This is a genomic window from Tatumella sp. UBA2305 (genome assembly GCF_002345795.1).
GTDB lineage: Bacteria > Pseudomonadota > Gammaproteobacteria > Enterobacterales > Enterobacteriaceae > Tatumella > Tatumella morbirosei.
In genome coordinates, this window is sequence record NZ_DDVT01000015.1 from 368397 (window position 1) to 394637 (window position 26241).

Below are 26241 nucleotides of genomic sequence, written 5' to 3' on the forward strand. Positions count from 1 at the left end.
CTGAAGTTTTTTCTGTAAGATGACAAAAAACTGTACAGATCAGGGGAGGCCGCCGCCACAACAGGCGTCAGTCACCGTTCGGTGGGGATCTGATGTTTTTTAATTAATGCTCTGAGCTGGTGATAGGTCAGCCCTAAAGCTTCGGCAGCTTTACGCTGATGGTAGTGGTGTTGTTGCAAACTTTTTTCGGTGATCAAATATTCCTGATGATTCTGCCATTCACGCAGGTCCAGTGGCAGTGCAGGCAAAACAGAACTGCCTTCAATACTGCTTTCCGGAACAGTGGTTGCAGGAGCATCAGGGGTAAAATCCGGACGGAAAGGATTAAAAATAATCTTGTCGAGCATCTCATCGCTATTGTTGTGCCGATAAACTGAACGTTCAATCACGTTTTTTAGCTCCCTGACATTGCCCGGCCAGTGCCATGCCAACAGTTGACGGCGTGCTTTCTCACTAAAGCCCGGGAACAGTGGTAATTCCAGCTCGCGACACATGTGGATGGCAAAATGTTCGCCCATCACCAGAATATCTGACTGGCGTTCACGTAACGGAGGAATATTCACCACATCGAACGCCAGACGGTCGAGTAAGTCGGCGCGAAACTTCCCCCGGGCCGCCAGACCAGGCAGATCCTCATTAGTCGCGCATACCAGGCGAACATTTACCTGCAGAGACTGGTTACCACCGACGCGTTCCAGTTGACCATACTCAATCACTCTCAGGAGTTTTTCCTGAACAATCATCGGTGCAGTCGCCAGTTCATCCAGGAACAAGGTGCCGCCGTCTGCCCGCTCAAACCGGCCCAGGTGGCGTTTTTGTGCGCCGGTAAATGCTCCGGCTTCGTGGCCAAATAACTCTGAATCCAGCAGGTTATCATTCAGAGCCGCACAATTCAGCGAGATAAATGGTCCCTGCCAGCGTGAAGAGAGATAATGCAGTCGGCTGGCAATCAACTCTTTACCCGTGCCTCGTTCACCGATCACCAGTACCGGCTTATCGAGTGGCGCCAGTGCCGAAACCTGCTCGAGCATCTCAAGAAAATTGTTTGATTCACCTAACAGGTTATCCTGACGTTCATTCATGATGAAATTAACCACTTAGTAATGAATATCACCATTCTACGCGAACAATTCTGTAGGGCAATGATATTAATTCTCTGAAAAACAATAAGATAAAAAACTGGCATGCTGATTGCTATTACCTGTGAGAGTGATTTTTTTATCCCGGCCAATATGCCGGCTGATTTCAGGAGATATAACATGGGTATTTTTTCTCGTTTTACTGACATCGTGAATGCCAACATTAATTCACTGCTGGAGCGGGCTGAAGATCCACAGAAACTGGTACGCCTGATGATTCAGGAAATGGAAGATACACTGGTCGAGGTCCGTACCACATCGGCCCGTGCGCTGGCGGAAAAAAAACAACTGACTCGTCGGGCAGAACAGTCAGCGGCTCAGGCGCTGGAGTGGCAGGAAAAAGCTGAACTGGCTATCCGTAAAGATAAAGAAGACCTTGCACGCGCGGCATTACTGGAAAAACAGAAACTGGATGGTTTAACCGCTTCATTGCATCAGGAAATTGCCCAGACTGACGATACTCTGGATCGTATGAAAGGGGAAATTACCGAACTGGAAAACAAACTGACAGAAACCCGCGCACGTCAGCAGGCGCTGACACTACGCCACCAGGCAGCCTCTGCGTCACGTGATGTTCGTCGTCAGTTGGATAATGGAAAAATCGACCAGGCGATGGCCCGTTTTGAGTCTTTTGAACGTCGTATTGACCATATGGAAGCGGAAGCAGAAAGCCAGCGTTTTGGTAAGCCTCAGACGCTTGACCAGCAGTTTGCCAGCCTGAAAGCCGACGATGATATTAGTCAGCAACTGGCCGCATTGAAAGAAAAAATGCAGCGTAATGACGGGCAGTAAGGTCTGTCATCCCTTCAGGCTGAACCGCGACTCAGGTAAGGAGAGTTCATGAGCGCAATGATACTTTTTATGATCCCGCTGACTATATTTGTACTGTTTGTGGTACCAATCTGGCTGTGGCTGCACTACAGCAACAAAAACAGTAACGGCAGCCAATTGTCGCCCCAGGAAATGCAGCGCCTGCAGCAACTGACAGTGGATGCACGGCGGATGCAGGAGCGAATCCGGTCCCTGGAAGCGATACTGGATGCAGAAAATTCACAGTGGAGGCAACAGCAATGAACCAGCAGCCTGTAACTTCCCGCCGGTTATGGCGTGATCCGCAGAACGGTAAACTGATGGGCGTATGCGCGGGGATGGCAGAATATCTCAATGTGCCCGTCAATCTGATCCGTATAATGGTGGTGATTTCGCTGTTTATCGGACTGTTTTTTATTACGGTGGTGGTTTATTTCGCTCTTGGTTTTTTTCTCGACAAAAAACCACTTACCGCAGAAAACGCAGAGGATAGTCCGACCGCCACAGAACTGCTGAATCAGCTGGAACAGCAGATGCAGCAGGGCGAGCAACAGGTCAGAGAGATTGAACGCTATGTCACCTCAGAAACTTTTTCGGTACGTAGCCGGTTCAGGCAGTTATAGGTAGCCATGGGTCATTCCCGTCGGAGGCGAGTTATGAAATATCAGCAGTCGCAGGGCAGATGGCAACGCCTGATGCCAGCGTTACTTTCGGTGGTCAAATTTATCATTCTTACAGTGATCAGCCGGACTCCGGCGGGGATTAGCGCCAGAGTACTGAACCGGGTTGCCCGGAAACCATTACGTCTCGCGCTGGCACTGGTGCTTGAACCGGCGTTGTCTGCAATAATGAAGAAATTGTCGTCGCGTCTGTTCAGGGAGAAACATGAAGAAGCTGCAAAATGAGATAGTTTCGCTGGTGAACCGCGGGGCGGATAAACATCTGCGGCTGGCGGTGACCGGGCTCAGCCGCAGTGGCAAAACAGCGTTTATCACCTCACTGGTTAATCAGTTACTTAATATCCATAATGGCGCCCGGTTGCCGTTGTTTTCAGTCGTCAGAGAAGAGCGGTTGCTGGGTGTTAAACGTATTCCGCAACGGGATATGGGGATTGCACGATTCAATTATGACAGCGGGCTGGCGCAGTTGTATCAGCAACCTCCGGAATGGCCCACACCAACCCGCGGCATCAGCGAAATGCGTCTGGCACTGAAGTTTCGTTCTCAGGACTCATTGCTGCGCTACTTTAAAGATACTTCGACTCTCTATCTGGAAATTATTGATTATCCGGGCGAATGGCTGCTGGATTTACCCATGCTGGGCCAGGATTACCTGAGCTGGTCGCAGCAAATGCTTGGCCTGTTGCAAGGCGAACGTGGAGTACGTGCTGCCCACTGGCGCAAACTGGCCGCAGGACTGGAGCCGGGAACTGTTGCTGATGAGCAGCAACTGGCCGACATTTCCGCCGCATGGACCGCTTATCTGCATGACTGCAAGGAGAGCGGTATGCATTTTATTCAGCCGGGCCGTTGCGTGATGCCTGGTGATATGGCCGGAGCCCCTGCATTACAATTTTTTCCGTGGCCATTCGTTGATGAAGCCTCCCTTGCCGGACTTAACAAAACGGATAAACACTCTGCCTTTGGCATGTTACAGGCCCGTTATGACTATTATTGCCAGCATGTCGTCAGACGATTCTATAAAGACTACTTTGTGAAATTCGACCGGCAAATTGTGCTCGTCGATTGTCTGCAACCACTGAACAGTGGGCCGCAATCATTTAATGATATGCGACTGGCATTAACTCAACTGATGCAAAGTTTCCATTACGGACAGCGAACACTGCTACGACGACTGTTTTCGCCGGTGATTGATAAATTATTATTTGCGGCCAGTAAAGCGGATCATATCACTCATGATCAGCATGTAAATCTGGTGTCTCTTTTACAGCAAATGGTTCAGGATGCCTGGCAGAATGCCGCCTTCGAAGGAATCAAAATAGACTGTCTGGGGCTGTCGGCCATTAAGGCAACAGAATCAGGCAACATCAGCCATCAGCAACAAGTGATACCTGCTTTACGGGGGCACCGGTTAGCGGATGGTCAGCCACTGACTTTTTATCCCGGAGAGGTTCCCTCCAGATTGCCTGCTCCGGGATTCTGGCAGACCCAGGGATTTCGTTTTGAAGCGTTTCGTCCGGCAGAGATGGACATCGATGCGCCGTTGCCGCATATCCGTATGGACAGTGCGCTGGAATTTTTACTGGGAGATAAATTACGATGAGCGAACCGGCACCTATCAAACCGCGCGTTGATTTTAATGACTCCACCGGGAAAAGCGCCGAAGCACTGCGGGCGGCTCAACATTTTGATAATGATGATTCTTTCACTGCCTTAGCTCCACTTACCGATTTACCCCCGGACGGGGGAGCAGACGAAGAACCTGTAGTGGCAGCCTTACGCCCACGCCGGACGCTGTGGCAAAAAATACTGCTGGTGGCGGTAGTTATATTTCTGGTCAGCGTCGCTGGTCAGACCGTCAACTGGCTGATCAGTGCCTGGCAAACCCGCCAGTGGGCTGAACTGGGTGCCGCTACGGCATTCGGTCTGGTCGTCGTTGCCGGACTCGGAAGCCTGGCGGTTGAGTGGCGACGGTTATTTGTGTTGCGTCACAGGGCTCAGGAGCGTGATGAGGCTCAGGAATTACTCAGTAGCCATGGTAATGGCAAGGCCAGAGCATTCTGTGAAAGGTTGGCAACGCGGGCGGGAATAGATGCCTCACATCCGGCATATCGGCGCTGGCAGGCGGAGTTGCAGGACTCCCATAATGATCGGGAAGTGATGGTGTTGTATGCCGCCAGAGTCCAGCCTGTGGCCGATAAACAGGCCAGGGCGAAAATCAGCCGTTATGCTGCCGAATCGACATTAATGATTGCCGTCAGTCCACTGGCAATGGTAGATATGGCGTTCATTGCCTGGCGTAATATCAGGATGATTAATCAGATTGCCCGTATATATGGAATTGAGTTGGGTTATTTCAGCCGTTTACGCCTGTTCCGTGGGGTGCTGTTTAATATTGCTTTTGCCGGAGCCAGCGAGTTAGTGCGTGAAGTTGGGCTGGACTGGATGTCTCAGGATATTATGGCCAGATTATCGGCCCGGGCTGCTCAGGGGATCGGAGCTGGGCTGCTTACCGCCCGGCTGGGTATTAAAGCGATGGAGCAATGTCGTCCGTTACCCTGGCTGAATGACGATAAACCCCGGCTGGCGGATTTTCGCAGTGAGCTACTGATACAGTTGCGTGAATCGATGAAAAAGAAAACCGCCACAGCTTCAAAAGCGGATAAACCTGTCGATTATTAACTGAGATATCACGTCAATTAAATGATACATTTCCGGCCAAGGCTGGCCGGAGGAACTGCATTGCTGTCAACTTTTCATGACAGGGTATCTTCTGCTGTGCTGGCTACCGGGTTATTATGACAAAATAATGTCATTGCCGGGAAAAAGACTGATGCGCCTCGAAATAGTATGTAAAGACAGGTTAGGGCTGGTACGCGAACTGCTCGATCTGCTGGTCACCAGAAAAATTGATTTGTACGGCATTGAGATCCTCGCGCTGGAGCGTCTGTATCTGCGATTTAGCCCAATTCCTTTCGATGAATTTAGTTCCCTTATGGCTGAAATACGCCGCACCCCCGGGGTAACGGATGTCAGGACAGTCACTGATATGCCTTCAGAGCGAGAAAACCGTGTACTTAATTCATTACTGGTGGCAATGCCGGAACCGGTACTTTCTGTCGATCTGAAAGGGCGCATTGAACTGGCAAACCCTGCTGCGTTAAGTCTGTTTGGCCAGGATGAGAAAAAAATCCGCCTCCATAATATCAGCCAGTTAATTGAGGACTTTCGATTCCCTCAGGCAAGTGAGGGTGACGTTGTCACGTCCTTGGCGCAGTGTGTGGTGATTCACGGGCGTGATTTCCTGATGGAACTGATACCGATCTATTTGCCGGATAATCAGGAGCGACAGGTTTCGCCGGTAGGTGCCATGATCATGCTGAAATCAACTGCCCGGATGGGATATCAGTTACAAAATCTCAATAGCTCTGACGATTCTGGTTTTGCGCATATCGTCGCCGTTAGTCCGGCCATGCGTCAACTGGTGAATCAGGCAAAAAAACTGGCGATGCATGATGCTCCACTGCTTATTATTGGTGAAACCGGTACCGGCAAAGACGTACTTGCCAGGGCCTGCCATATGCGGAGTAAGCGCAGTGCTAAGCCCTTCCTGGCTCTGAATTGTGCTTCACTGCCTGATGATGTGGCCGAAAGTGAATTGTTTGGTCATGCTGCGGGAGCTTACCCTAATGCATTAGAAAATAAGAAAGGATTTTTTGAACAGGCCAGCGGCGGGTCGGTTCTGTTGGATGAAATTGGTGAAATGTCTCCCAGAATGCAAACCAAACTGCTGCGGTTTCTCAATGACGGCACATTCCGTCGGGTCGGTGAAGAACACGAGGTTCATGTTGACGTGCGGGTGATTTGCGCCACACAGAAAAATTTGCAGGAACTGGTGACCCGCGGGGAGTTTCGTGAAGATTTGTTCTACCGACTGAATGTGCTGACACTGAATCTGCCTGCCTTACGGGAACATCCTCAGGATATCCTGCCGTTGACGGAAATGTTCGTTGCCCGTTTTTCCGATGAACAGGGTATTCGCTGTCCGGCAATTTCACCACAACTACCGGCCTTTCTGGGACGATATAATTGGCCGGGAAATGTCAGACAGTTAAAAAATATTCTGTACCGGGCAATGACCCAACTGGAAGGTGAAGAGCTGCAACCTAAAGATATTATGCTACCCGAACAGTACATTGCTGACCTGACCCGGGATGATAATCTTGAAGGCTCACTGGATGATATTACCAGCCGTTATGAACGTGCGGTACTGACCCGTTTATATGACCACTATCCGAGTACCCGGAAACTGGCGAAACGCCTTGGGGTGTCTCATACCGCGATTGCAAATAAGCTGCGGGAGTATGGGCTGAATAATAAGAAGGGAGCAACAGCAGAGGAAGAGCCATCCTGAACGACACCGTGACAGGTCCGGGGAATTTACCCGGACCTTAATCCGGTTACTTCAGTACTGCCAGTGCAGCATCGTAGTCAGGTTCGTGAGCAATTTCTGAAACCAGTTCAGCATGCAGTACGGTATTGTTTTCATCCAGTACCAGCACAGCACGCGCAGTCAGTGCTTTCAGCGGGCCTTGTTCAATTTCGACGCCATAATCCTGTTTGAAATTGCTGCCGCGCAGTGTTGACAGGGTAATCACATTGTCGAGGCCATCGGCACCACAAAAACGGCTTTGCGCAAACGGCAGGTCAGCAGAGATACATAACACCACCGTATCGGCCAGCTGTGAGGCCAGCTGGTTAAATTTGCGTACTGATGTTGCACAGGTACTGGTATCAATACTTGGGAAAATATTCAGGACCTTCCGTTTCCCGGCATAATCGCCAAGAGAAACTTCACTCAGATCTTTTGCCAGTAAGGTGAAGTCAGGGGCAGTTTTCCCGGTAGCCGGAAACTGGCCGGCGACTGCAACAGGCTGACCTTTAAAGTTAACTGTCTGAGACATTTGCTGTTCCTTTTAATCATAAGTAATTTACTGTTACGCTGTGAATTCTGATAACAGTGCAAGTGACCGATTAATTTATCCCATATTTTGCTCTGTTTTACGAGTCAGGCTCACAGAAAACCGGACAAAAGACAGTTCCCGGTCACCTCAGCTATCGTAAAACCACAGGCACAGAGATACACAGGAAATTTCTAATTCCCGGCCAATATCCGCTATATGGAACGCGGCGGTAGGTAAATGAGCGGGAGCAGACATTATCGTCAACGCTGTCTTCAGTCAGACGGAACAGGGAGGGTATGATGGTTAAATCGATAAGGTCGGTTTTACTGACAATGGCAGTGATCTTGTCAGGCCCGGTAAAAGCGGTAGATATTCCTGCGGGCGCGATGTTGTCCGACCGTCAGGTGATGGTACGACAGGTAACCTCTTTGCCATCGACATTTGATCCGCGGAAACAAACTCAACCGGAAGAGGCTCCGTGGTTGCAGGATTTGTTCGAAGGACTAACCAGGGTGGACTCCCGGGGAAATATCCTTCCCGGGGTTGCTGTCAGTTGGGGAAGTAACGATAACCGGAACTGGATATTCACGCTGAGAAAAAATGCCCGCTGGTCAGACGGCACCCCCGTCACCGCAGCTGATTTTGTTTACGGCTGGCAACGGTTGGCCGATGCGGACACCGCTTCCCGCTATAAAACTTATCTGCAGCAGAGCGGGGTAAAAAATGCACAGCAAGTGATTCGTGGTGAATTGCCACCCCGGGCATTGGGGATCACAGCTATAGATAATACTCATCTGAAAATCACCCTGGCACGGCCGCTGGCCTATTTTCCTGTAATGACCGCCCACCCGGCCTTTTATCCACAAAAACACCGTAACCAGATCGGTCATTGGCGGGACAACGAACAAACTCAACTATTTAATGGTGCCTGGATGTTGTCCGACTACAGCCAGCCACACTCCATCGACCTCACTCCTAACCCTTATTATTACAACGCCGCAGGGACAGTGCTCACCAAAGTGACCTATATTGAAATAAAGAGTGCTCCGGAACTATTCCGGCGTTACGCACTGGGAAATGTTCACATTTCTGCGCCACTGAAACTGCAGCAACCAGTGCAGGAACCCTTCAAACATCAGATAGTGAGTTTGCCGCGTCTGGCCAACTGGCTATTGGTATTTAATCAGGTTAATGGTCCGACGACGGATGTGCGGGTGAGAAAAGCGTTATCCTGGAGTATTGACAGGAAAGCGATTGTCGCCAGTGTTCTGCAAAACAGGGCGATAGCTGCCTGGCAAATGACGCCTGCGTCGACCGGAAATTTCACACCGCAATTATTATCTGCTGAACAGCATACGGTACAGGAAAGGATAACCCAGGCCAAATCACTAGTGCTGTCGGCGGGATATGGGCCTTCACGGCCGCTAAGCCTGACTTTCAGCTACCTTGATGCCGGCGATGAGCCGCAGGTTGTCCGTGCCATTGCTGCCATGTGGCAAAAGCAGCTTCATGCACACATCATTCTGAAACCACTTTCGCCAGGTCCGCAATCTGAGCCAGTCTCTGATGTTTCAGGCGCAACATTGCTGGCTGAGTTTAATCATCCTGCAGCATTTCTTAATCCACTGACTACCGGACACCCACAAAATATCAGTAAATTCAGTAATAAACAGTACGACTCTCTGATCCACAGAGCGGAACAGGAGTCCTCCGATCAATTCAGAAACCAGGACTATAATCAGGCAGAGCATCTCATTGCCGAACAGGTGCCAGTGGCACCGGTATTTCAGTATGCCACGCAGCGGCTGGTTGCTCCCGGGCTTCAGAGGTATCAGGAGAAAAACCCACAAGGGCTTTACTACAACCGTGAGTTATGGCCAGGGCAGCCGGTAGAGTAAAGTGTGGTGGCATTTTAAAATATCATGTTGATTTAAATGATTATTACCTTAATTCTGTACTAACCACTGAAATGCGCTTTTACGTTTTAAACATCTTAATTGTTAAGCAATCCACTACAATACAGTTTTATGAAATTGGTCAGAATGAAGTAAGGGGAAATTGTGAGCATTATTGACGGTAAGGAACTGCATATCCCGGATGCGATTATTTCCTGTCAGTTGGATGGACAGGGAGGCATGTTGCCTATCAGTGACAATGAGATGGTGAATTGCGAACGTCCGTGTTGGCTGCACTTAAATTATGTTCAGCAGGAAAGTGCGGAATGGTTGCAGGCTACCCCATTGATCCCGGATTCTGTCCGCGATGCCCTGGCGGGAGAAAGTATGCGCCCAAGGGTCAGTAAGCTGGCCGATGGCTTTATGATCACTCTGCGCAGTATTAATTTTAATCATGATTCAAGACCAGATGAACTGGTAGCAGTCAGAATCTTTATTAATGACCGGCTGATTGTCTCCACCAGGCAACGTAAGGTTGCCGCAGTCGAGGATGTCTGGTCAAATCTTAAAAACAGTGTAGGACCGGATAATGCCGGTGACTGGCTGGTTGAGTTTTGCGACTCTCTGACTGATCATATCAGTGAATTTATTGAAGATTTGCACGATAAAATTATCGATATGGAAGATGGGCTGCTGACAGGAAAGACCCCACAGCAAGGTCAGATGGCGCTATTGCGTAAGCAACTTATTGTTATGCGGCGGTATATGGCGCCACAACGGGATGTGCTGGCGCGAATCGCCAGTGAAAAATTCCAGTGGATGGATGATGCTCAGCGCCGGCTGATGCAGGATATCTCTGAAAGGTTGGGAAGAGGGCTGGAAGATTTGGATGCCAGTGTTGCCCGCACCGCAGTGCTTAATGATGAAATTGACTCACAACGTGCCGAAGCAATGAACCGTCGGACCTATATTATGTCATTACTGGCAATGGTCTTTCTACCAGCCACATTTCTGACCGGATTGTTTGGGGTAAACCTTGGAGGCATTCCCGGGGGACAGTGGCATTACGGATTTTCGGTATTCTGTGGAGTTCTGGTGGTAATCGCTGTGGGTATCACCTGGTGGCTGAAAGATCGTAAATGGCTGTAACGAATGATGTGGAAATAACCGGAAAAAATATGATCTTAATCAACTCATCACCGTGCCAGATAGCAGATACTTCTTTCCGCAGGTGAATGCAACGTCAAGCGATGGGCGTTGTGCTCCACATTGTCTTACTTTTGAATTACTGCATAGCACATTTAATTCTTATGACCCCGGCGTTTCTGACGCCGGTTTTTTTTCGCTGAATATACCGACACTCCTTATGCGTTCGGCCCTGACGGTCGTTTACAATTATCTTCTGCACAAATTCTTTCTGTCACTGCTTCTGATAAGTAGATTTCCCCGTTGAGGAAAAATCCGTATAATCCGCTGCTATGCAGGCATCTAACCAGGAAATAAACAGCCGGTTTCTCCGGCGATGTGAACAGAAGCTATGATTCAGACAGATACCAGAAAAGAAACGCTCGAATTCAATAAACTTCAGAAACGTCTTCGTCGCAATGTGGGTAGCGCGATTACTGATTATCAGATGATAGAAGACAATGATGTAGTGATGGCCTGCATGAGCGGCGGCAAAGATTCATTTGCAATGTTAGATATTCTGCTGAGTCTGCAGAAGGTTGCCCCGATCAAATTCGAGGTGATTGCCGTCAACCTCGATCAGAAACAACCGGGCTTTCCTGAACACATTTTACCGGACTACTTTGAACGGCTCGATATTCCATATTATATTGTCGATAAAGATACCTACTCGGTGGTTAAAGAGAAAATCCCTGAAGGTAAAACGACTTGCGGACTGTGTTCAAGACTGCGTCGCGGCACCCTGTACTCGTTTGCTGAAAAAATTGGCGCAACCAAAATTGCGCTGGGTCACCATATGGATGATATTGTCGAGACGCTGTTTCTGAACATGTTTCACGGTGCACGGATGAAAGCCATGCCGCCCAAATTACGTTCAGACGATGGCCGAAATGTGGTTATCCGGCCATTAACTTATTGCCGTGAAAAAGATCTGATCAGTTTTGCTGAGCAGAAAGATTTCCCGATTATTCCGTGTAATCTTTGCGGATCTCAGGAAAACCTGCAACGTCAGTCGATTAAATCGATGCTGACTGAGTGGGATAAAAAAGAACCTGGCCGTGTGGAAAGCGTGTTTAAGTCATTGCAAAATGTCAGTCCAAGCCAGTTAGCTGACCGTGAACTGTTCGACTTTGAAAATCTGCCGCTTGACCGGCAGGGCGAGCGTGAAGCTTACGCATTTACTGAAGCGACAGTTTCTTCTACTAATATTGATGAGTCGCTGTATATTAACATTACCAATATCTGATTCTGCTCCCGTCCTGATGCAGGCAATACCGCGATTGTCTGCATCATTATATCATCATACTTCATTCTGAATTATAGGAGGTGGAGCAACGTTTTCTCAGCCATCAGAAGGAAATAATTAGCAGACTTTACAATGAGTCACAAGCGTTCACACATCTGCTTTCCCTATCCGTTTGTAATATTAAATATCATTAATAATTAACGCCTGTTTTATTCCCATTAATACCAACTCTCTAATTTCATTAACTCTTCTTAATGTTTATTGTACCAGAGAATAATCACCCGCTAATAAACGGAATGGTTGCTGTTTATATCCTTTGATGTGACACAACTCATAAAAAAATAATATAAATCCAGGGGGTGTTTAAATATATATGATTTCATATCAGTGAGTTACATTCTATACTGCTCCGGATCATTGAAATGAGTCGTTTGACTTTAATTTAATTCAGGAGGTATTGTTTCGTAACCGGTTACGGAGAAAAAATGATTACCATTAAAGATATCGCGAAGAAAGCAGGCGTTTCAGTAGCTACCGTGTCGAGAGCAATGAACAACAAAAGTGACATCAGTAAAGATATGCGTAAATATATCCTGAAAATAATAGATGATATGGATTATGTCCCTAACTCCATGGCAAAAAACCTGTCTCATCGCCGTGCTGACTTAATCGCAGTGATGCTACCTACGCTAAACAATCCATTCTTTTCTGAATTACTGTCCGAAGCAGAAAGCGAAGCCAACAAAAATGGCTATAACACGATGTTTTTTAACAGCAGTGATGACAGATATAAAGTGAAATATTATCTCAACACGATGAAAAGCCACTTTGTTTGCGGTGCAATAATAAATTCATTGTCTGTCACGGGGAATGATCTCGAAAAGCTTGAGCGACAGGGTATAAAAACGATAACAATCGATCGCTCTGTTTCAGAACCCGGTTTTTCTTCGATAACTGTAGACCACTGCTCAGGAGGCCGGATTGCGGCACAGCATCTGCTTGACAACGGCTGCCATAATCTTGTGATGTTATCAGGGGCAGCTGGTGATGATATCGCAAACCAACGTATGGCTGGTTTCAGAGCTGTTATAACAGACAACACAGCCCGAAAAGATATTACAGTGATTCACAGCGATCTGACTGCCAGCGGAGGATATCGTGACTTTATTGAGTTCATAAAAACAGGCGTTCAGTTTGATGGACTCTTTTGTTCAAATGATGCTATGGCATTTGGGGCCATGCGGGCATGTGCTGATTCCGGAATCCGAATTCCCGAAGATGTACAGGTCATCGGATACGATAATTCGTTAATGGATGAAATATTTATTCCCCGTCTGACTTCAGTTGACCAGAAGATAAGCATGATCGGTCAGTTATCCATAAATACAATCATTCAGTTAATACATCATCAGACACAGGTGAAATGTTTAAGTATTATTCCGGAAATAGTCATCAGGGAATCTACTATAAAGAAAACGTGAAACTAAGGAGCGGATATGTACGATATCATTGTTATCGGAAGTATAAATATGGACGTAATTGTTACCTGCCATGAGTTTCCACACAGTGGTGATAACTCATTCTGTAAATCTATTCAAATGACTGCCGGAGGAAAAGGTAATAATCAGGCCGTCAGTGCTGCCCGGTTTGGTCGAAAAGTCTGTTTTATCGGCTGTATTGGTAATGATGATACCGGACGGCAGTTACGACAAAATCTGAAGAAAAGAAAAATTGACGATACCTACATGATAATCAAACAAGGGGCTGAAACCGGATCCTGTGTTGGGCTTCTTGAACCTGATGGTGACAATACTCTGCTGGTCAATACCGGAGCGAATTTTGCCTTTGGAGCTGAGGAGGTGAGCGACACGCTGGGTAAAGTTCAGGGAAAAATCCTGCTTATCCAGATGGAAACAAGTAAAGAGTCAGTGCTGGCAGCGATGCGTACCGGACGTGAAAAAGGGATGTTTATTATCCTTGATCCTGCACCTGTCGGGGGAATAGATACAGAGTGTTTTCCTTACGCAGACCTGATTGTTCCGAACAGCAGTGAGACAAAGCATATCACAGGCATTACTGTTAATGATGAATGCTCGGCGCTGAAGGCCGCGAAGATGATACATGCTATGGGGGTTAAAAGCGTGATAATCAAAATGGGAGGGGACGGATGTCTTTTATATCAGGGTGATATGTCGGTGTTTATTCCGGCACTCAGTGTTAAAGCTGTTGATACGCTGGGAGCCGGTGACTGTTTTGCCGGTGCATTGGCAAGTTACCTGATTGATGATACGAATAATATTGAGGGTGCCCTTCGTTTTGCTCAGATTGTTGCGGGGATTAAAGTTTCCCGGACCGGTGGTCATGATGCTATACCCGCAATGGAAGAGGTCAGCGCTGTATCAGAAAGAATGTCTGTCTGATATTTACCTCATATTGATAAATCCGGATTATCTATTCTTTGAACAGGAAGGAATGCCTGTATGTTTGCACAATTAAATGGTTATTTCTCAGCATTTATTTCGCTGGGTGCACCCGCAATGATGTTTTTCATCATAACGCTGCTCTCCTTGTTTTTCAGGGTTAAGATATCTAAAGCATTAGAAGGCGGTATTTTGATGGCAGTAGCACTCACGGGGATGGGTGCGGTTATTACCTTACTGACAGGTGCTTTCGCACCCGCATTAAATAAATTTGTTGAATCAACAGGTGTATCATTATCTGTAACAGATTTAGGCTGGGCGCCGTTGGCGGTAATTACCTGGGGGTCAATGTACACCCTGTATTTTGCAGCCCTGTGCATTGCCATTAATGTTATTATGTTATCCTTTAGAAAAGTAAAAACGCTCAATGTGGATTTATTTAATATATGGAATCTCTCAGTGATCGGCCTTCTCACCCTGTTTTATTCTGAAGATAATATTGTGTTAACCAGTTGCATCGTCGGAGGGATTTATATCCTGATGCTGTTAAATTCCGATGTGATGCAACCGCAAATAAAAAAACTGCTCAGATATGATGATAAAAGTATTACCACCACTGCGCATCCATCGCTGCTCATTTGCCCGCCAGTCCTGCTGATTAATGAACTTATCACCCGGTTATTTCCGTCGATTGATAAGTTTGATTTTGATGCGGAAAAACTTAATGAAAAAATTGGTTTCTGGGGATCCAAATTTGCTATCGGTGTCTATCTGGGTTTTTTTGTCGGAGTCCTGGGTAAGTTGCCGATGAGTGAATTGTTTATACTGGCATTCACTGCCGGGGTTTCACTTGAACTTTTCAGTGCTGTCGGCAGTTGGTTTGGTCCGGCGATAAAACCCTTATCTGACGGAATCGCCAGCATGATGGCGAATAAATTCCAGGGCCGTCAGATCTATGTAGCTATTGACTGGCCAATCCTCGCCTCCAGAGCAGAGTTATGGGCCGTAGCTAATATTCTCGCTCCTGTATTACTGGTCATTGCCATAATTCTTCCCGGCAATATTGTGTTGCCGTTGGGCGGAATTCTGTTAACCGTGCTGGCCCCTGCATTACTGATTATCACCCAGGGAAAGGTGATCAGAATGACTCTCATAGGGACTGTGCTTATTCCGTTATTTTTATGGGCAGCGACCTTAATCGCAGAGTTTGTCACGAAGACATCTATCGCGATGAATAGTTTTCCGAAAGGTTTATCAGATACGCAGATGTTTTCTTCTGTCGACTCTGACCCGATTGAAAAAATGCTTTCGTTACTGATTGCTAAGGCCAGCGTCTCTCTTAATTCACAGATGTTACTGATGTCTGGTGTTGCTGTTGTGATTTATATCGCTATGTTTATCTGGTACTTCAGAAAAATGCAGATGATTAACGCAACACGCTTCGTTATGAATTCAAATAAAATCTGAGGTGAATCAATGAAACTACTGGGTGCATCACTTATGTGTGCAGACTTACTACACCTGGGGCAGCAAATTAAAGAATTAGAAACAGCAAATATTGATTTTTATCACATTGATATTATGGATGGGCAATTTGTCGATAATTTTGCCCTGAGCATTGATTTTATAAAGCTGATTAAGCCACTGACAACGAGGCCAATAGATGTCCATCTGATGGTTGAAAACCCGGAGCGTTACATACAACCGCTGGCAGAGGCGGGGGCCGATATTATAAGCATTCATGCTGAAGCCGTCACTCATTTGCATGCCGCATTAACTAAAATCCGCAGCTATGGAATTAAAGCGGGTGTTGCCCTGAACCCCTCTACCCGGGTGGAAAAACTGGGGCATGTCATTGATCTTATCGATGTACTCCTGATTATGACAGTAAACCCGGGATTTGCCGGTCAAAAGTTCATTGAAAGGATGCATGAAAAAGTCGTTTTCTCAGCAAACTGGCTTAAAGAGCAGGACAGTCAGGCAATTATCGAAGTGGATGGCAATATCGGTCATCACACTCTTGGTTTGTGTCATACTGAAGGTGCCTCGATGTTCGTGCTGGGCACCAGTGCTCTGTTTCATCAGAGAGGTACATTGATTGAGAATTTGCAGGAAACCCGGCAAATTATTTCGGCCCGCTAAGTTATCCGGAAGAGGATACTCTGTGTATCCTCTCGTTTATTAACCGCCGGCGTAATGGTGAGAATGGCCGCCATATAAACCGTTTTTTATTTTTCCTGTCATTCGGTTTACGGGAGGTAATTATTTCTTTGCGGTAAATCGTAAAAACATGTAACAGCTCTCGACCTGTGGCCCTTGCTGACATATTCTGTGTTGCGAACTGACAAAATCCCCGGAGCCCGATCGATGAAAATAGCCACGATATTGCTGGTCACTGCCACTGTGTTCCTTTCTGCCTGCAGTAGTAATAACGATAATAATGAACCGCCACAGCAGGCAACGGCGGCGCATATTCAGCCAGTGGTGATGTCCTCTTTAGCCGAAAGCAACTGTGCGGGGGCAGGGGGTATTCTGGCATATTCCCGTCAACTGGATGGTAGCCGAATTGGTATGTGTCAGTTGGCAAACGGCAAACGTTGCAGCGAAAACGCATTGATCAGTGGTAACTGCGCCCGTTAAACGAGCGCAGTACCCGGCATTTAGCAGGCTATTGGGGAGTTAAGTGTCGGCCGACACCTGATTATTACAAACTTGCCCTTGTGCTAATTGCCGGAGATTGTTCAGAGTGACCTGAGCGATCGCGCTCAGGGCCTCAGTGGTCAGAAAAGCCTGATGCCCTGTAAATAATACGTTATGACAGGATGAAAGTCTGCGGAATATATCGTCCTGAATAACATCGTTGGATTTGTCCTCAAAAAACAGATCCCGTTCTTTTTCATAAACATCCATCCCCAGTGCACCGATTTTTTGTTGTTTCAGCGCTTCAATAGCGGCCTGAGAATCAATCAGACCACCGCGACTGGTGTTAATAATCATCACACCGTCTTTCATGCGGGAAAATGCCGCAGCATCCAGCAGATGGTGATTGGCAGAATTTAACGGGCAATGCAGGGAGATAATATCTGACTGCTCCAAGAGTGTCGGAATATCAGTATATTCCACCTGTAAATCCAGTGCCTGTTGTGACGGGTATGGATCACTGGCCAGCAATCGCATACCAAACCCCTTCAGGATTCTCAGGGTTGCCAGCCCAATTTTGCCGGTACCGATAATTCCAGCCGTCTTTCCATGCATCGTGAATCCGGTCAAACCTTCCAGAGAAAAGTTGGCATCACGCGTTCTCTGATATGCGCGATGTATCCGCCGGTTCAGCGTCATCATTAACCCGACGGCATGTTCCGCAACGGCTTCAGGGGAATACGCCGGCACCCTGACCACGCTGATCCCTGCAGCGGCAGCAGCCTGTAAATCAACATTATCAAAGCCGGCACAGCGTAGGGCGATGTAACGGACACCGACGCCGGCCAGTTCAAGGATAACCTGCGCATTACAGTCATCATTAACAAAAATACAGATTGCATCGAAACCTGCGGCATTTTTCGCAGTATGCCTGTTGAGTCTGAAATCATAGAAGGTCAATGAGCAACCAAATTGCTGATTAACGAGTTCCAGAGAATGATGATCATAATTCTTAGTGCTGTAGACGGCGATTTTCATTGCTTAACTCCGTGTTAACTTTGCAGGGAATGGCCCGTGATAATGTCGTTTCGTTACATTATTACCTAAAATAGAAATTTCACACCACTTATGTCGACAGGGATAATCTGTGCGGTTATTTTATGGATGCCGCGGCTGGCCGGAACCCGTCTTTTTACTGAGGGGAATATTCATTATGTGCACTGTATGCTGGTTCTGTCCTATATATCTCTGCGGACAGCTGGATGAGAAATCATCATATCCTCTGATGATGACAAGATAACTATATCGCCTAATAGTAATATTTTAAACGTATCAGTAGTTACTCAGGTACTGCACAAGGGGCTTGACGTTGATGCTATGATTTCAAAAGCGTTACTGCCTAAAGCGTAACTTCCTTACTGAGGGAACCAGTAAACCGCACGTTTCCATAGAACGGCATTTAATAATCACGTATTCGGGGACTTCTGACACGTGATTGTTGAATGGTTTTCCCTCTGGTCATTTCAGAAAATTATTCAGCGGGGTTTTGGCGATGGAGGCTTGCGCCTCGTGGGACGACACTGATGGCCATCTGAATGTGTACCGGCGAATCCCGGACAGGGCTCAGACATTTTTCTTTTCTATAGATTGATGGTATTCATCCAACATGATGAGTAAATAACGTTTATCCTTAGTGGGGTAAGAGGATTTATAAGATGAATGAGTTTTCGTGCTGAGTCTGGAAAAATGCCATGGGTTTTATCAAAGGAATAAAATATCTCTAATGTAACCGGCCATGAGCCTTAAAAGCCCTAAAAGATCTACTTATGTTATTTTTAACACGTTGGTTTGTTTTTATTCTTTACCTACAATGCTTTCCTTTTTTTACGTGATGCTATAAACTTTCCAGTTGCGAAAATCTTAACATTTTTAAGATTTTTACAAATAACTTCCTGGTATAATTTAAGGCTAAACTATTATCTGCAATGTGTTTTTTTCACGAAAACCAGAAAGTAAAAACAACATAAAATATTATTTTTTATGAGATGGTAGCGTATTCTTTTGCGAACCAATGGTTTCCCGCTCATGATTTATAATAATCGCCAGGGTTTTCGGTAAAATATAATTTTTGTTACACTTCTACATCTTTTTGTTTTTTCAGAATTTCATATAAACATAAGATACGTGAAACTAAAAAAAACGGGGGTTCACATATACGATAACGGATGTCAGATATTTCGTGACATCACAATGGAGTAATTAAAATGGCTGATTCATTAAATGATGCGACCAGTATTGAACTTAAAGTTTCTGCTGCGTCAGGTTCACTTACCCCTTCTATTTATGCCAACGGAAAAAACCAGCTGGCCATCGAGGTCATTGCTAATGCTTATAAAACGGTGGCTGGCGAAGATATCGCTATGGAAATATCAGAACGTGAATGGCAAAATGCTTTATCACTTTGCCATGCTGAAAGCGATAAAAAACTGGCTATTAATGGAAGCAGTGGTTGGTGTTATACCATAAATAAAAATGAATTTTGCAGGGAGATTGTCAATAAGTCTGCAAACAAAACATCGTCAAACAATAATCCTGGCGTTAGTTCTGATGCTGATGCAGTACAATCAGTAACGTTATTAATATTTTATCTATACACGACAGATGTTAACGTTAAACGTATTGCTGTGCGATGCGATACCGATAATGGACAACACTATACCACCGCAGATAATGCCCTGGGAGTGGAAAAATCGAGTGTTAAGGTTAATGCAATTTCCAGATTAAACTATAACTCATCCCAATACCTGAAGGTTTATCCCGAAGAATGGGTAACAAACGGCATCGATTATCATTATTATAACCAAATATGGGGGCTGAATTCCTTTAGTCATTACACATGTACTGTCCAGCACAAAAGAATAAAAATAATATTGAGTAATGGATATGAAATTAAATATAAAAAAGTGCTGAGCTCGGGTATCCCGGCTAGTTATCCGGTTAAAGCATGGTATGTAAATAATGAAGCCCCATATGCACTGGTGCTGGCGCACAGTTCACCTAACGATAGTGATGGGAACGGTTGCTATTTGAATAGCTGGTATATAGAGCCTGAAGATGGAAAGAAAATTGGGCACCCACCAGAATTGAACCCTAATTACACATGTATGGCAATGTATCAGGTTGGCTGGCCGTCTTTGTATTTTAGCGGCTCGGAGAGCGGGCGCTATGATGCATCCACCTGGGCATACTGGCCAAACTTCACCCGGAGCAACACTTCAGATAAAATACCAAACCATGCGGCCTCTGCATATGATAATGAAGTTACAGTTTATGCTTACCAGCTTCATATACCCAACAGCTCATCAATATATTGGGGTCTCTATTGTAAACCCTCCGGGTCACAATTAAAAAATACGGCCACCGTATCCATTACAGATAATTATGGGAACTCAGGTCAGTTTATTGTGAGCTTTAATTCCGATGTTAATGCTACTGTGACTCTTTCCTGATAGTCACGGACTATAAGAATACGCTAACCATCAGGAAGTAAGGTTACCCCTGATGGTTAGGTGTTGTGTTATCCCGTATTATCCCGGCAAGGATAAATTTCTCCCCGGGTATTATATATTATTATACACACACTTCAGTTTTCTCCTGAGCCTTTCTATGTCTGCGTGTTGCTCAGGAGGGAGTTTACTGTTTCTTTGTACTGGCTTAGCCACGGTAACAACGGCTGAACACATATATGGACAATACTACTCTCAAATAACTGAAGCACTTATCTTGCCGGTGAAGTGAACGATCATGAAGTAATGCTATAGGATATCTAATATGACTGTATCTAATTCTGATTTTTATTCACAATCATCAAACTTCATTAGCTCCGTCAGCGGTGGAGTTGATCCCCGGACCGGATTGTTTAACGTAACCTTTCCGCTGGTCAATCTTCACTCCGGTTCACTGGCCGGACCGATATTGTCCCTGTCACTTATATATAGCCCACTTTCGGATGTCAATCACGGATTTGGTTCCGGTTTCAGTCTTAATTTGTCCTCCTGCGACACGAATACCGGCAAACTACAACTCTCCTCAGGTGAAGAATATCGCGTTAATATTCAAACTCTGTCAGTCAAACAAAAAAAGCTTAAAAACTTCGTTTTAAATAAAACGGACAACACACATTGTCAGATTATTCATAAGTCCGGGCTGACCGAGGTTCTGTCCTTGTATAAGGATGTTTACGTTACCTCGCAAATCATTGCACCTGACGGGCGCACGCTGACGTTTACATGGGATTCGACGTACACCCCTGCACGCCTGTCCCGGGTCACAGATAGTGATGGTTCCGTACTGTTCTCGGTTACTTATCCTGATGGCTCACTAGCCACTACAAAATTCTCACTGTTGCCAGACGACATTGAGGCGGGCTACAGCATGATTTTCAGGTTCACGGATGAACATCTCATCAGCGTGACCAGCATGTCGGTTGAGCCGGCTTTAGTCTGGACGTTTGACTACAATGACGTGGGGCCACTGGACAGTTACCGGGCCCTCACTGGTCTGACTTTTCCAACCGGTAAGAAAGAAAAAGTAACCTATTACTCTGACTCCGGGATGGCCTTTCCGGAAAATGCTGGTTTACCCGAATTACCCTGTGTTCACCAGCACACTGTGATGCCAGGCAACGGACAGCCACAGATAGTCACTTCCTGGAGTTGGACACAGAATAATTACCTTGGCAAAAATGCGGGTCTGAATCAGTGGCAACCTGATACCGATCAGATGTTGAATATTCTGCTTATTGACTATCTTTACGGCTCCACGGCTAAGGTAGTGGATACTGACGGCATTACCGTGCCAGGTACGATAACCCGTCGCTATAATAGTTACCATTTACAGGTATCCGAAACCAGACTCCGGCAAGGTAAAATCTATTCAACAACGACGGAGTACCATGCCCGACCTGGGGTGATGTTTGAGGAGCAACCCGCACAATATGCCCTTCCGGCAAAACAGATCGAGTCCTGGAGCGATGAAAGTGGTGCCGCGTGCCGCACACGGGTCACACTCACGCAGTTTGATGAGTCGGGGAACCCGCTGCACCAGGAGACACCTGAGGGTACCGTCACAGAGTATGAATACTATCCGGCGGAGGGTGATGGTAACGCCTGTCCGGCAGATCCCTATGGTTTTGTCCGTTGGCAGAAGAGTAAAACAGTCACGCCGCCTCAGATTAAAGGAGATGAACCAGCCTCTGTTACAGTCACGACCTGGAAAAAGTTGAGCAAGTCAGATGGCAATGGTTACACACTGGTGTCTGATACAGAAGTGCTTAACATAGGCAGTGTACGGGAGGTGGTGGCACGGGACTATTATAACGACATCACTGACACGCTGACCTATGCACGAGAAAAATCGCAGAACACGACTCTTACCCCCGATATCACCCGTGCCGATTCATTTTCCCGCCAGCGGGACTTTACCTATCAGAGCACTGTGCAGGGTCTCATTCAGACCGAAACATTTACCGGCCATGACAAGATAACATTATCCCGGTCAATTCTCAGTCATAGATACACGGGCCTGGTTCTGTCAGAGACTGATGCACAAAATGTTACAGTAACCAATACTTACGACAAAATCGGTCGCCCGCTGACCCGGACGGTGGCTTCGGGTACACCTTATGAAAACGTCCACAGTTGGGCCTATGCCTTTGAAAAGAATGCCCCCGTCACTAAGGTGACCGATGAGAACGGTAATCAGCTAAAAATCTACCACGATGGGATGGGGCGAGAGATTAGCCTTCAGATCCTTGACAGAGATGGTACGCAGCAGTGGTTTGAGGTGGCGTCCCGAACTTACACGCCGCTGGGAGATGTGGGCAGCAGTATCAGCCATGACTGGCTCCCTGTCTCTTCAGAACAATTCAGTGTCGACGCGACAGCCTCATACGATGGATGGGGGAGCATCAGCCAGAGGGCCTTTTCCGATGGCACACAAGATCTGCAACAAACCGATCTGGTTGCACTTATCAATAGTACTTATTCTCAGGGTAGTGCAGGTAACGATTATCTGAGTTCAGGGAAAAACACCACAACATATGATGTGCAAAGTATGATGCCTCTGATGGAGGAGCGCACTGATACAAGCGGACAGTCTGTAGGTGCTCGCCACTATTCGTGGGATGGCCTCGGTCGGTTGCGGCTGGTAACGGATGAACGGAATAATGACACGGAGCGAACTTACGACGAATATGGCAGGGTACTGACGCTAACCCTGCCGGACGGGAGTATAGTTACGCGGTGCTATGCTCCTCACCTGACCAATGACAGTGTGGCCAGAATCAGCGTGAACGGACCGGATGCGTATGGGCAGACGCGGACCTGGCTGCTAGGGACACAGACCTTCGACAGTCTGGGCCGCCTGACAGAGCAAGTCTGCGGAGGGCGCACCACAACGTATACTTATGAGGGAGCCTCTCCGGTTCCTTCTCTGGTGACGCTGCCGTCAGATAATATACTGGAGTATAAGTATATTCCTGAACTCGGAAATGTGGTAAGCAGCCTGACAGTGAACGGTATCACGCAGACCTTCAGTTATGATCCCGTAACCGGCGACCAGTTAACAGCGAAGGAAGGCAGTACGGAAAACCATCAGTTGTGGAGCCCCTCCGGAAACCTGGCAGGCGAAACGTTCAGCCGGGACGGCGAAATGCGCCAGGCGGGATATATGTACAGCCTGGCAGGGGAACTGACAGGGTATACGGATATTTGTGCGGGGCAGACGACCAGTGACCGGGATAAGTATGGCAGGGTGATCACTCTCACTGACGACGCGCTGACCGTCGGCCTGAAATACGATGAACTGAGCCGCCTGTCGGTACAGACCGTAACGGACAACGCCACTCACGTCTCACTGACAACCGGACTGCATTATGATGATTTTAACCGTGAGGTTAGCCGTACTATCACTGACAGCAGTGGCGTCGCGCTGACGCTGAACCAGGCCTGGTTACCAAATGACCTGATCTCCTCACGAACCACACAACAGGAGGGTAGCGTAGTTAAAGATGAACGGTATGACTATGATGTTCGTAACCGCCTGACAGAGTATACAGTAACCGGTAACACTCTTCCGGAGGATGCGTATGGCCATAAGATGACAGCGCAAACCTATCAGTATGATGCACTGAATAACCTGACCTTAGTCACCACCACACTGGCGGACGGCCGTATTAATACTGCTACGTATCACTATGAAAACAGTAATGACCCGACACAACTGACTTCAGTAAATCATACCCATGCGGATTACCCTCAGACTATTACGCTTAAATATGATGCCGATGGGCGCATGACGCAGGATGAAGCAGGACGTTTACTGAATTATGATGCCATTGGCAGGCTGGTCAGTGTCAGCGGGGACAATATTAGAGGTGGCAGCTACAGTTATGATGCCCTGAACCGGCTGGTCAGCCAGAACGTCACTGACGGAGATACCCGGCAATTGTACTACCAGGCTAATGAGCTGGTTAACGAGGTTCTTGTAGAGAAAAAACAGACAATGCGGCTGATTAAAAATGGCCATAGCTGTCTGGGGGTGAGCGACGGCAGCACATTAACGCTAACCGCAGGTGACCAGAATAACAGTCTGCTGTGGTCACATGACGGCAATGGGCAGAAAGCACAACAGCACAGCTGGTCGCCTTACGGCAATGGTGATGCGACAGAACTGCTGCCAGGATTTAACGGTGAGCGCGCTGACCCGGTGAGCGGGAGTTATCATCTTGGGAACGGTTACCGGGCCTACAATCCGGTGTTAATGCGCTTTAACTGCCCGGACAGCCTGAGCCCGTTCGGGGTCGGGGGAATAAATCCGTATGCATACTGTTCAGGCGATCCGGTGAACTATACAGACCCGTCAGGACACATCAGTTGGCAGGGTATTTTTGGGATCATAACGGGTACGCTGGGTTTGGCATTCTCGGTTTTTACAGCGGGAGCCTCGATAGCGGCTGCAGGCGGAGTGATGGCGGCAATGGGAGCTGCCTCAGCGACTTCTCTTGTTGTCGGCGGTCTGAGCGTGGTCGCAGACGTGACGGGGATAGCCAGTGGTGTAGCGGAAGAGAGTAATCCGCAAGTGTCATCTATTTTGGGTTGGGTATCAATGGCTAACGGGCTGGCAGGGCTGGGTACAGGTGTCATGCAGGGCGTCAGATCAGCTGCCAGCCGACTTAAATTTGCGTCGGGGAACAGACAGTCCTGGAATATTACTGTGCTTGACGAGACCTTCAAACCCTACAGTGACTCTGTATATTCTCTTGGTTACACCGATAACTGGCGTGGACTGTCAGAAGAAGGGCTTATCTTACACGGGAGCAAAGAGCCTGCTTTTTCTATCGGAGGGAAAGCTGAATACAATTTTGATATCATGGAATATTTATCCGATGGGCCGTTATATTACGTCAGTGAAGCTAAGATTATTAATCCTGCTGAGCTCAATGGAATACTTAAGCAGTCATACGGCATAGACCTCAGCACAGGTAAAACGCCACTGCATTTAAACAGTTGTTATGCTAAGAGGGGGGCGGCTCAGATACTGGCCGATAATATCGGTCGCCCTGTGATAGGGTACTCAAAACACAGGACCTCTAACGTTAGTCTGGGTATTAATGCAGCAGAGGATGCCAGTTTTGAAGTGCATGCTCTTTACCGAAAGCATGATATCAGACGTCTGTTGACAGGGCGCCGGTCACATAAACCCTCGCCACGTATTTATTATCCGCAGAACTCGGCGCTGGCCTCACGAACCGGTGAACGGTGGAAAATCTCTTAGGGTGAATTCAGTAAAATCCTGTCATTAACTTCCATGTCGTCTGCTGTCATTACAGCAGACGCTGCACTTTAAAAACCGGCGGTGGTAACATATTTACCCGGCAGCAAACATGATGCCGGTATTGCTATAGATAAGTCCCCCGTTAATCCGGGGGCTGAAGCCTGATCGTACAAGAGCCCATTTTTCACGTTCTACGTGATGTCAGACTTTGTTGTCTAAAGGGATGTGTTTTTAAAAATTAATTTTCCTGTAATCCATATTTATTTTATAAATACAGTAACGTTTTTCGGGCAATGTGCACAGAGTCTCGCAATAGCATAAAACTTCTGCTATTACGACCTGTAGACCTGTAGACCTGTAGACCTGTAGTCGTCAGAAACAAACGCCACAGATTAACTATCCCCAAAAACCCAGATCCGGAGACAGG

The 26241-nt window shown here is 47.1% G+C and carries 20 protein-coding genes; 17 read left to right on the plus strand and 3 right to left on the minus strand.

Going from position 1 to position 26241, the window contains the following annotated elements; genetic code table 11:
• Positions 1-71: 71 nt before the first annotated feature.
• Positions 72-1082 (minus strand): phage shock protein operon transcriptional activator, encoded by a 1011-nt coding sequence (pspF, locus tag B3Z23_RS08100; RefSeq protein WP_294906571.1) that lies wholly within the window; start codon positions 1080-1082, stop codon positions 72-74.
• Positions 1083-1259: 177 nt separating this feature from the next.
• Between pspF and pspA the strand changes: the two genes are divergently transcribed.
• From pspA to tyrR, 7 genes are all read left to right on the plus strand, one after another.
• Positions 1260-1931, plus strand: coding sequence for a phage shock protein PspA (gene pspA, locus B3Z23_RS08105; protein WP_294906574.1), 672 nt, complete (start codon positions 1260-1262; stop codon positions 1929-1931).
• A gap of 48 nt (positions 1932-1979) precedes the next feature.
• Complete coding sequence (gene pspB, locus B3Z23_RS08110; protein ID WP_294906577.1) at positions 1980-2213, plus strand: envelope stress response membrane protein PspB; 234 nt, start codon at positions 1980-1982, stop codon at positions 2211-2213.
• Positions 2210-2572, plus strand: coding sequence for an envelope stress response membrane protein PspC (gene pspC / locus B3Z23_RS08115; protein ID WP_294906580.1), 363 nt, complete (start codon positions 2210-2212; stop codon positions 2570-2572). The genes pspB and pspC overlap by 4 nt, the downstream gene beginning before the upstream one ends.
• 33 nt (positions 2573-2605) lie before the next feature.
• Positions 2606-2854 (plus strand): phage shock protein PspD, encoded by a 249-nt coding sequence (locus B3Z23_RS08120; protein WP_294906583.1) that lies wholly within the window; start codon positions 2606-2608, stop codon positions 2852-2854.
• A complete protein-coding gene (locus tag B3Z23_RS08125; protein WP_294906586.1) occupies positions 2835-4232 on the plus strand; it encodes a YcjX family protein in 1398 nt (465 codons plus the stop codon). Before B3Z23_RS08120 ends, B3Z23_RS08125 begins: the two co-directional genes overlap by 20 nt.
• The gene (locus B3Z23_RS08130) at positions 4229-5311 is read left to right on the plus strand and encodes a YcjF family protein (RefSeq protein WP_294906589.1); all 1083 of its coding nucleotides are present in this window, start codon (positions 4229-4231) and stop codon (positions 5309-5311) included. The genes B3Z23_RS08125 and B3Z23_RS08130 overlap by 4 nt, the downstream gene beginning before the upstream one ends.
• Before the next feature lie 151 nt (positions 5312-5462).
• Positions 5463-7043, plus strand: coding sequence for a transcriptional regulator TyrR (gene tyrR, locus B3Z23_RS08135; RefSeq protein WP_294906592.1), 1581 nt, complete (start codon positions 5463-5465; stop codon positions 7041-7043).
• Between the two features lie 46 nt (positions 7044-7089).
• Here tyrR and tpx read toward each other — a convergent pair whose 3' ends face one another.
• Positions 7090-7593 carry a thiol peroxidase gene (gene tpx, locus B3Z23_RS08140; RefSeq protein ID WP_294906595.1) on the minus strand — a complete coding sequence of 168 codons (504 nt, stop codon included), beginning with the start codon at positions 7591-7593 and terminating at the stop codon, positions 7090-7092.
• Positions 7594-7889: 296 nt separating this feature from the next.
• On the opposite strand from tpx, the gene B3Z23_RS08145 reads away from it, so the two are divergent.
• From B3Z23_RS08145 to B3Z23_RS08180, 8 genes are all read left to right on the plus strand, one after another.
• Complete coding sequence (locus B3Z23_RS08145; RefSeq protein ID WP_294906597.1) at positions 7890-9491, plus strand: peptide ABC transporter substrate-binding protein; 1602 nt, start codon at positions 7890-7892, stop codon at positions 9489-9491.
• A gap of 162 nt (positions 9492-9653) precedes the next feature.
• The gene (gene zntB / locus B3Z23_RS08150; RefSeq protein ID WP_294906602.1) at positions 9654-10637 is read left to right on the plus strand and encodes a zinc transporter ZntB; all 984 of its coding nucleotides are present in this window, start codon (positions 9654-9656) and stop codon (positions 10635-10637) included.
• Between the two features lie 388 nt (positions 10638-11025).
• Positions 11026-11919 (plus strand): tRNA 2-thiocytidine(32) synthetase TtcA, encoded by an 894-nt coding sequence (ttcA, locus tag B3Z23_RS08155; RefSeq protein ID WP_294906604.1) that lies wholly within the window; start codon positions 11026-11028, stop codon positions 11917-11919.
• A gap of 485 nt (positions 11920-12404) precedes the next feature.
• Positions 12405-13400 carry a LacI family DNA-binding transcriptional regulator gene (locus B3Z23_RS08160; RefSeq protein WP_294906608.1) on the plus strand — a complete coding sequence of 332 codons (996 nt, stop codon included), beginning with the start codon at positions 12405-12407 and terminating at the stop codon, positions 13398-13400.
• Between the two features lie 15 nt (positions 13401-13415).
• On the plus strand, positions 13416-14339 hold the full coding sequence (locus tag B3Z23_RS08165) for a ribokinase (protein ID WP_294906610.1): 924 nt from the start codon (positions 13416-13418) through the stop codon (positions 14337-14339).
• Positions 14340-14459: 120 nt separating this feature from the next.
• On the plus strand, positions 14460-15806 hold the full coding sequence (locus B3Z23_RS08170; protein WP_294907680.1) for a PTS transporter subunit IIC: 1347 nt from the start codon (positions 14460-14462) through the stop codon (positions 15804-15806).
• Between the two features lie 9 nt (positions 15807-15815).
• On the plus strand, positions 15816-16481 hold the full coding sequence (gene rpe / locus B3Z23_RS08175; RefSeq protein WP_294906613.1) for a ribulose-phosphate 3-epimerase: 666 nt from the start codon (positions 15816-15818) through the stop codon (positions 16479-16481).
• Positions 16482-16706: 225 nt separating this feature from the next.
• Positions 16707-16979: a DUF333 domain-containing protein gene (locus tag B3Z23_RS08180; RefSeq protein ID WP_294906617.1), complete on the plus strand. Its 273-nt coding sequence runs from the start codon at positions 16707-16709 to the stop codon at positions 16977-16979.
• Positions 16980-17018: 39 nt separating this feature from the next.
• On the opposite strand, the gene B3Z23_RS08185 is transcribed toward B3Z23_RS08180, so the two are convergent.
• Positions 17019-18017: a 2-hydroxyacid dehydrogenase gene (locus B3Z23_RS08185; RefSeq protein ID WP_294906620.1), complete on the minus strand. Its 999-nt coding sequence runs from the start codon at positions 18015-18017 to the stop codon at positions 17019-17021.
• Between the two features lie 1226 nt (positions 18018-19243).
• Here B3Z23_RS08185 and B3Z23_RS08190 point away from each other — a divergent pair.
• Positions 19244-20488 (plus strand): hypothetical protein, encoded by a 1245-nt coding sequence (locus B3Z23_RS08190; protein WP_294906623.1) that lies wholly within the window; start codon positions 19244-19246, stop codon positions 20486-20488.
• 715 nt (positions 20489-21203) lie between these two features.
• Positions 21204-25814, plus strand: a complete 4611-nt coding sequence (locus B3Z23_RS08195) for an RHS repeat domain-containing protein (protein ID WP_294906626.1) — start codon at positions 21204-21206, stop codon at positions 25812-25814.
• Positions 25815-26241 lie beyond the last annotated feature (427 nt).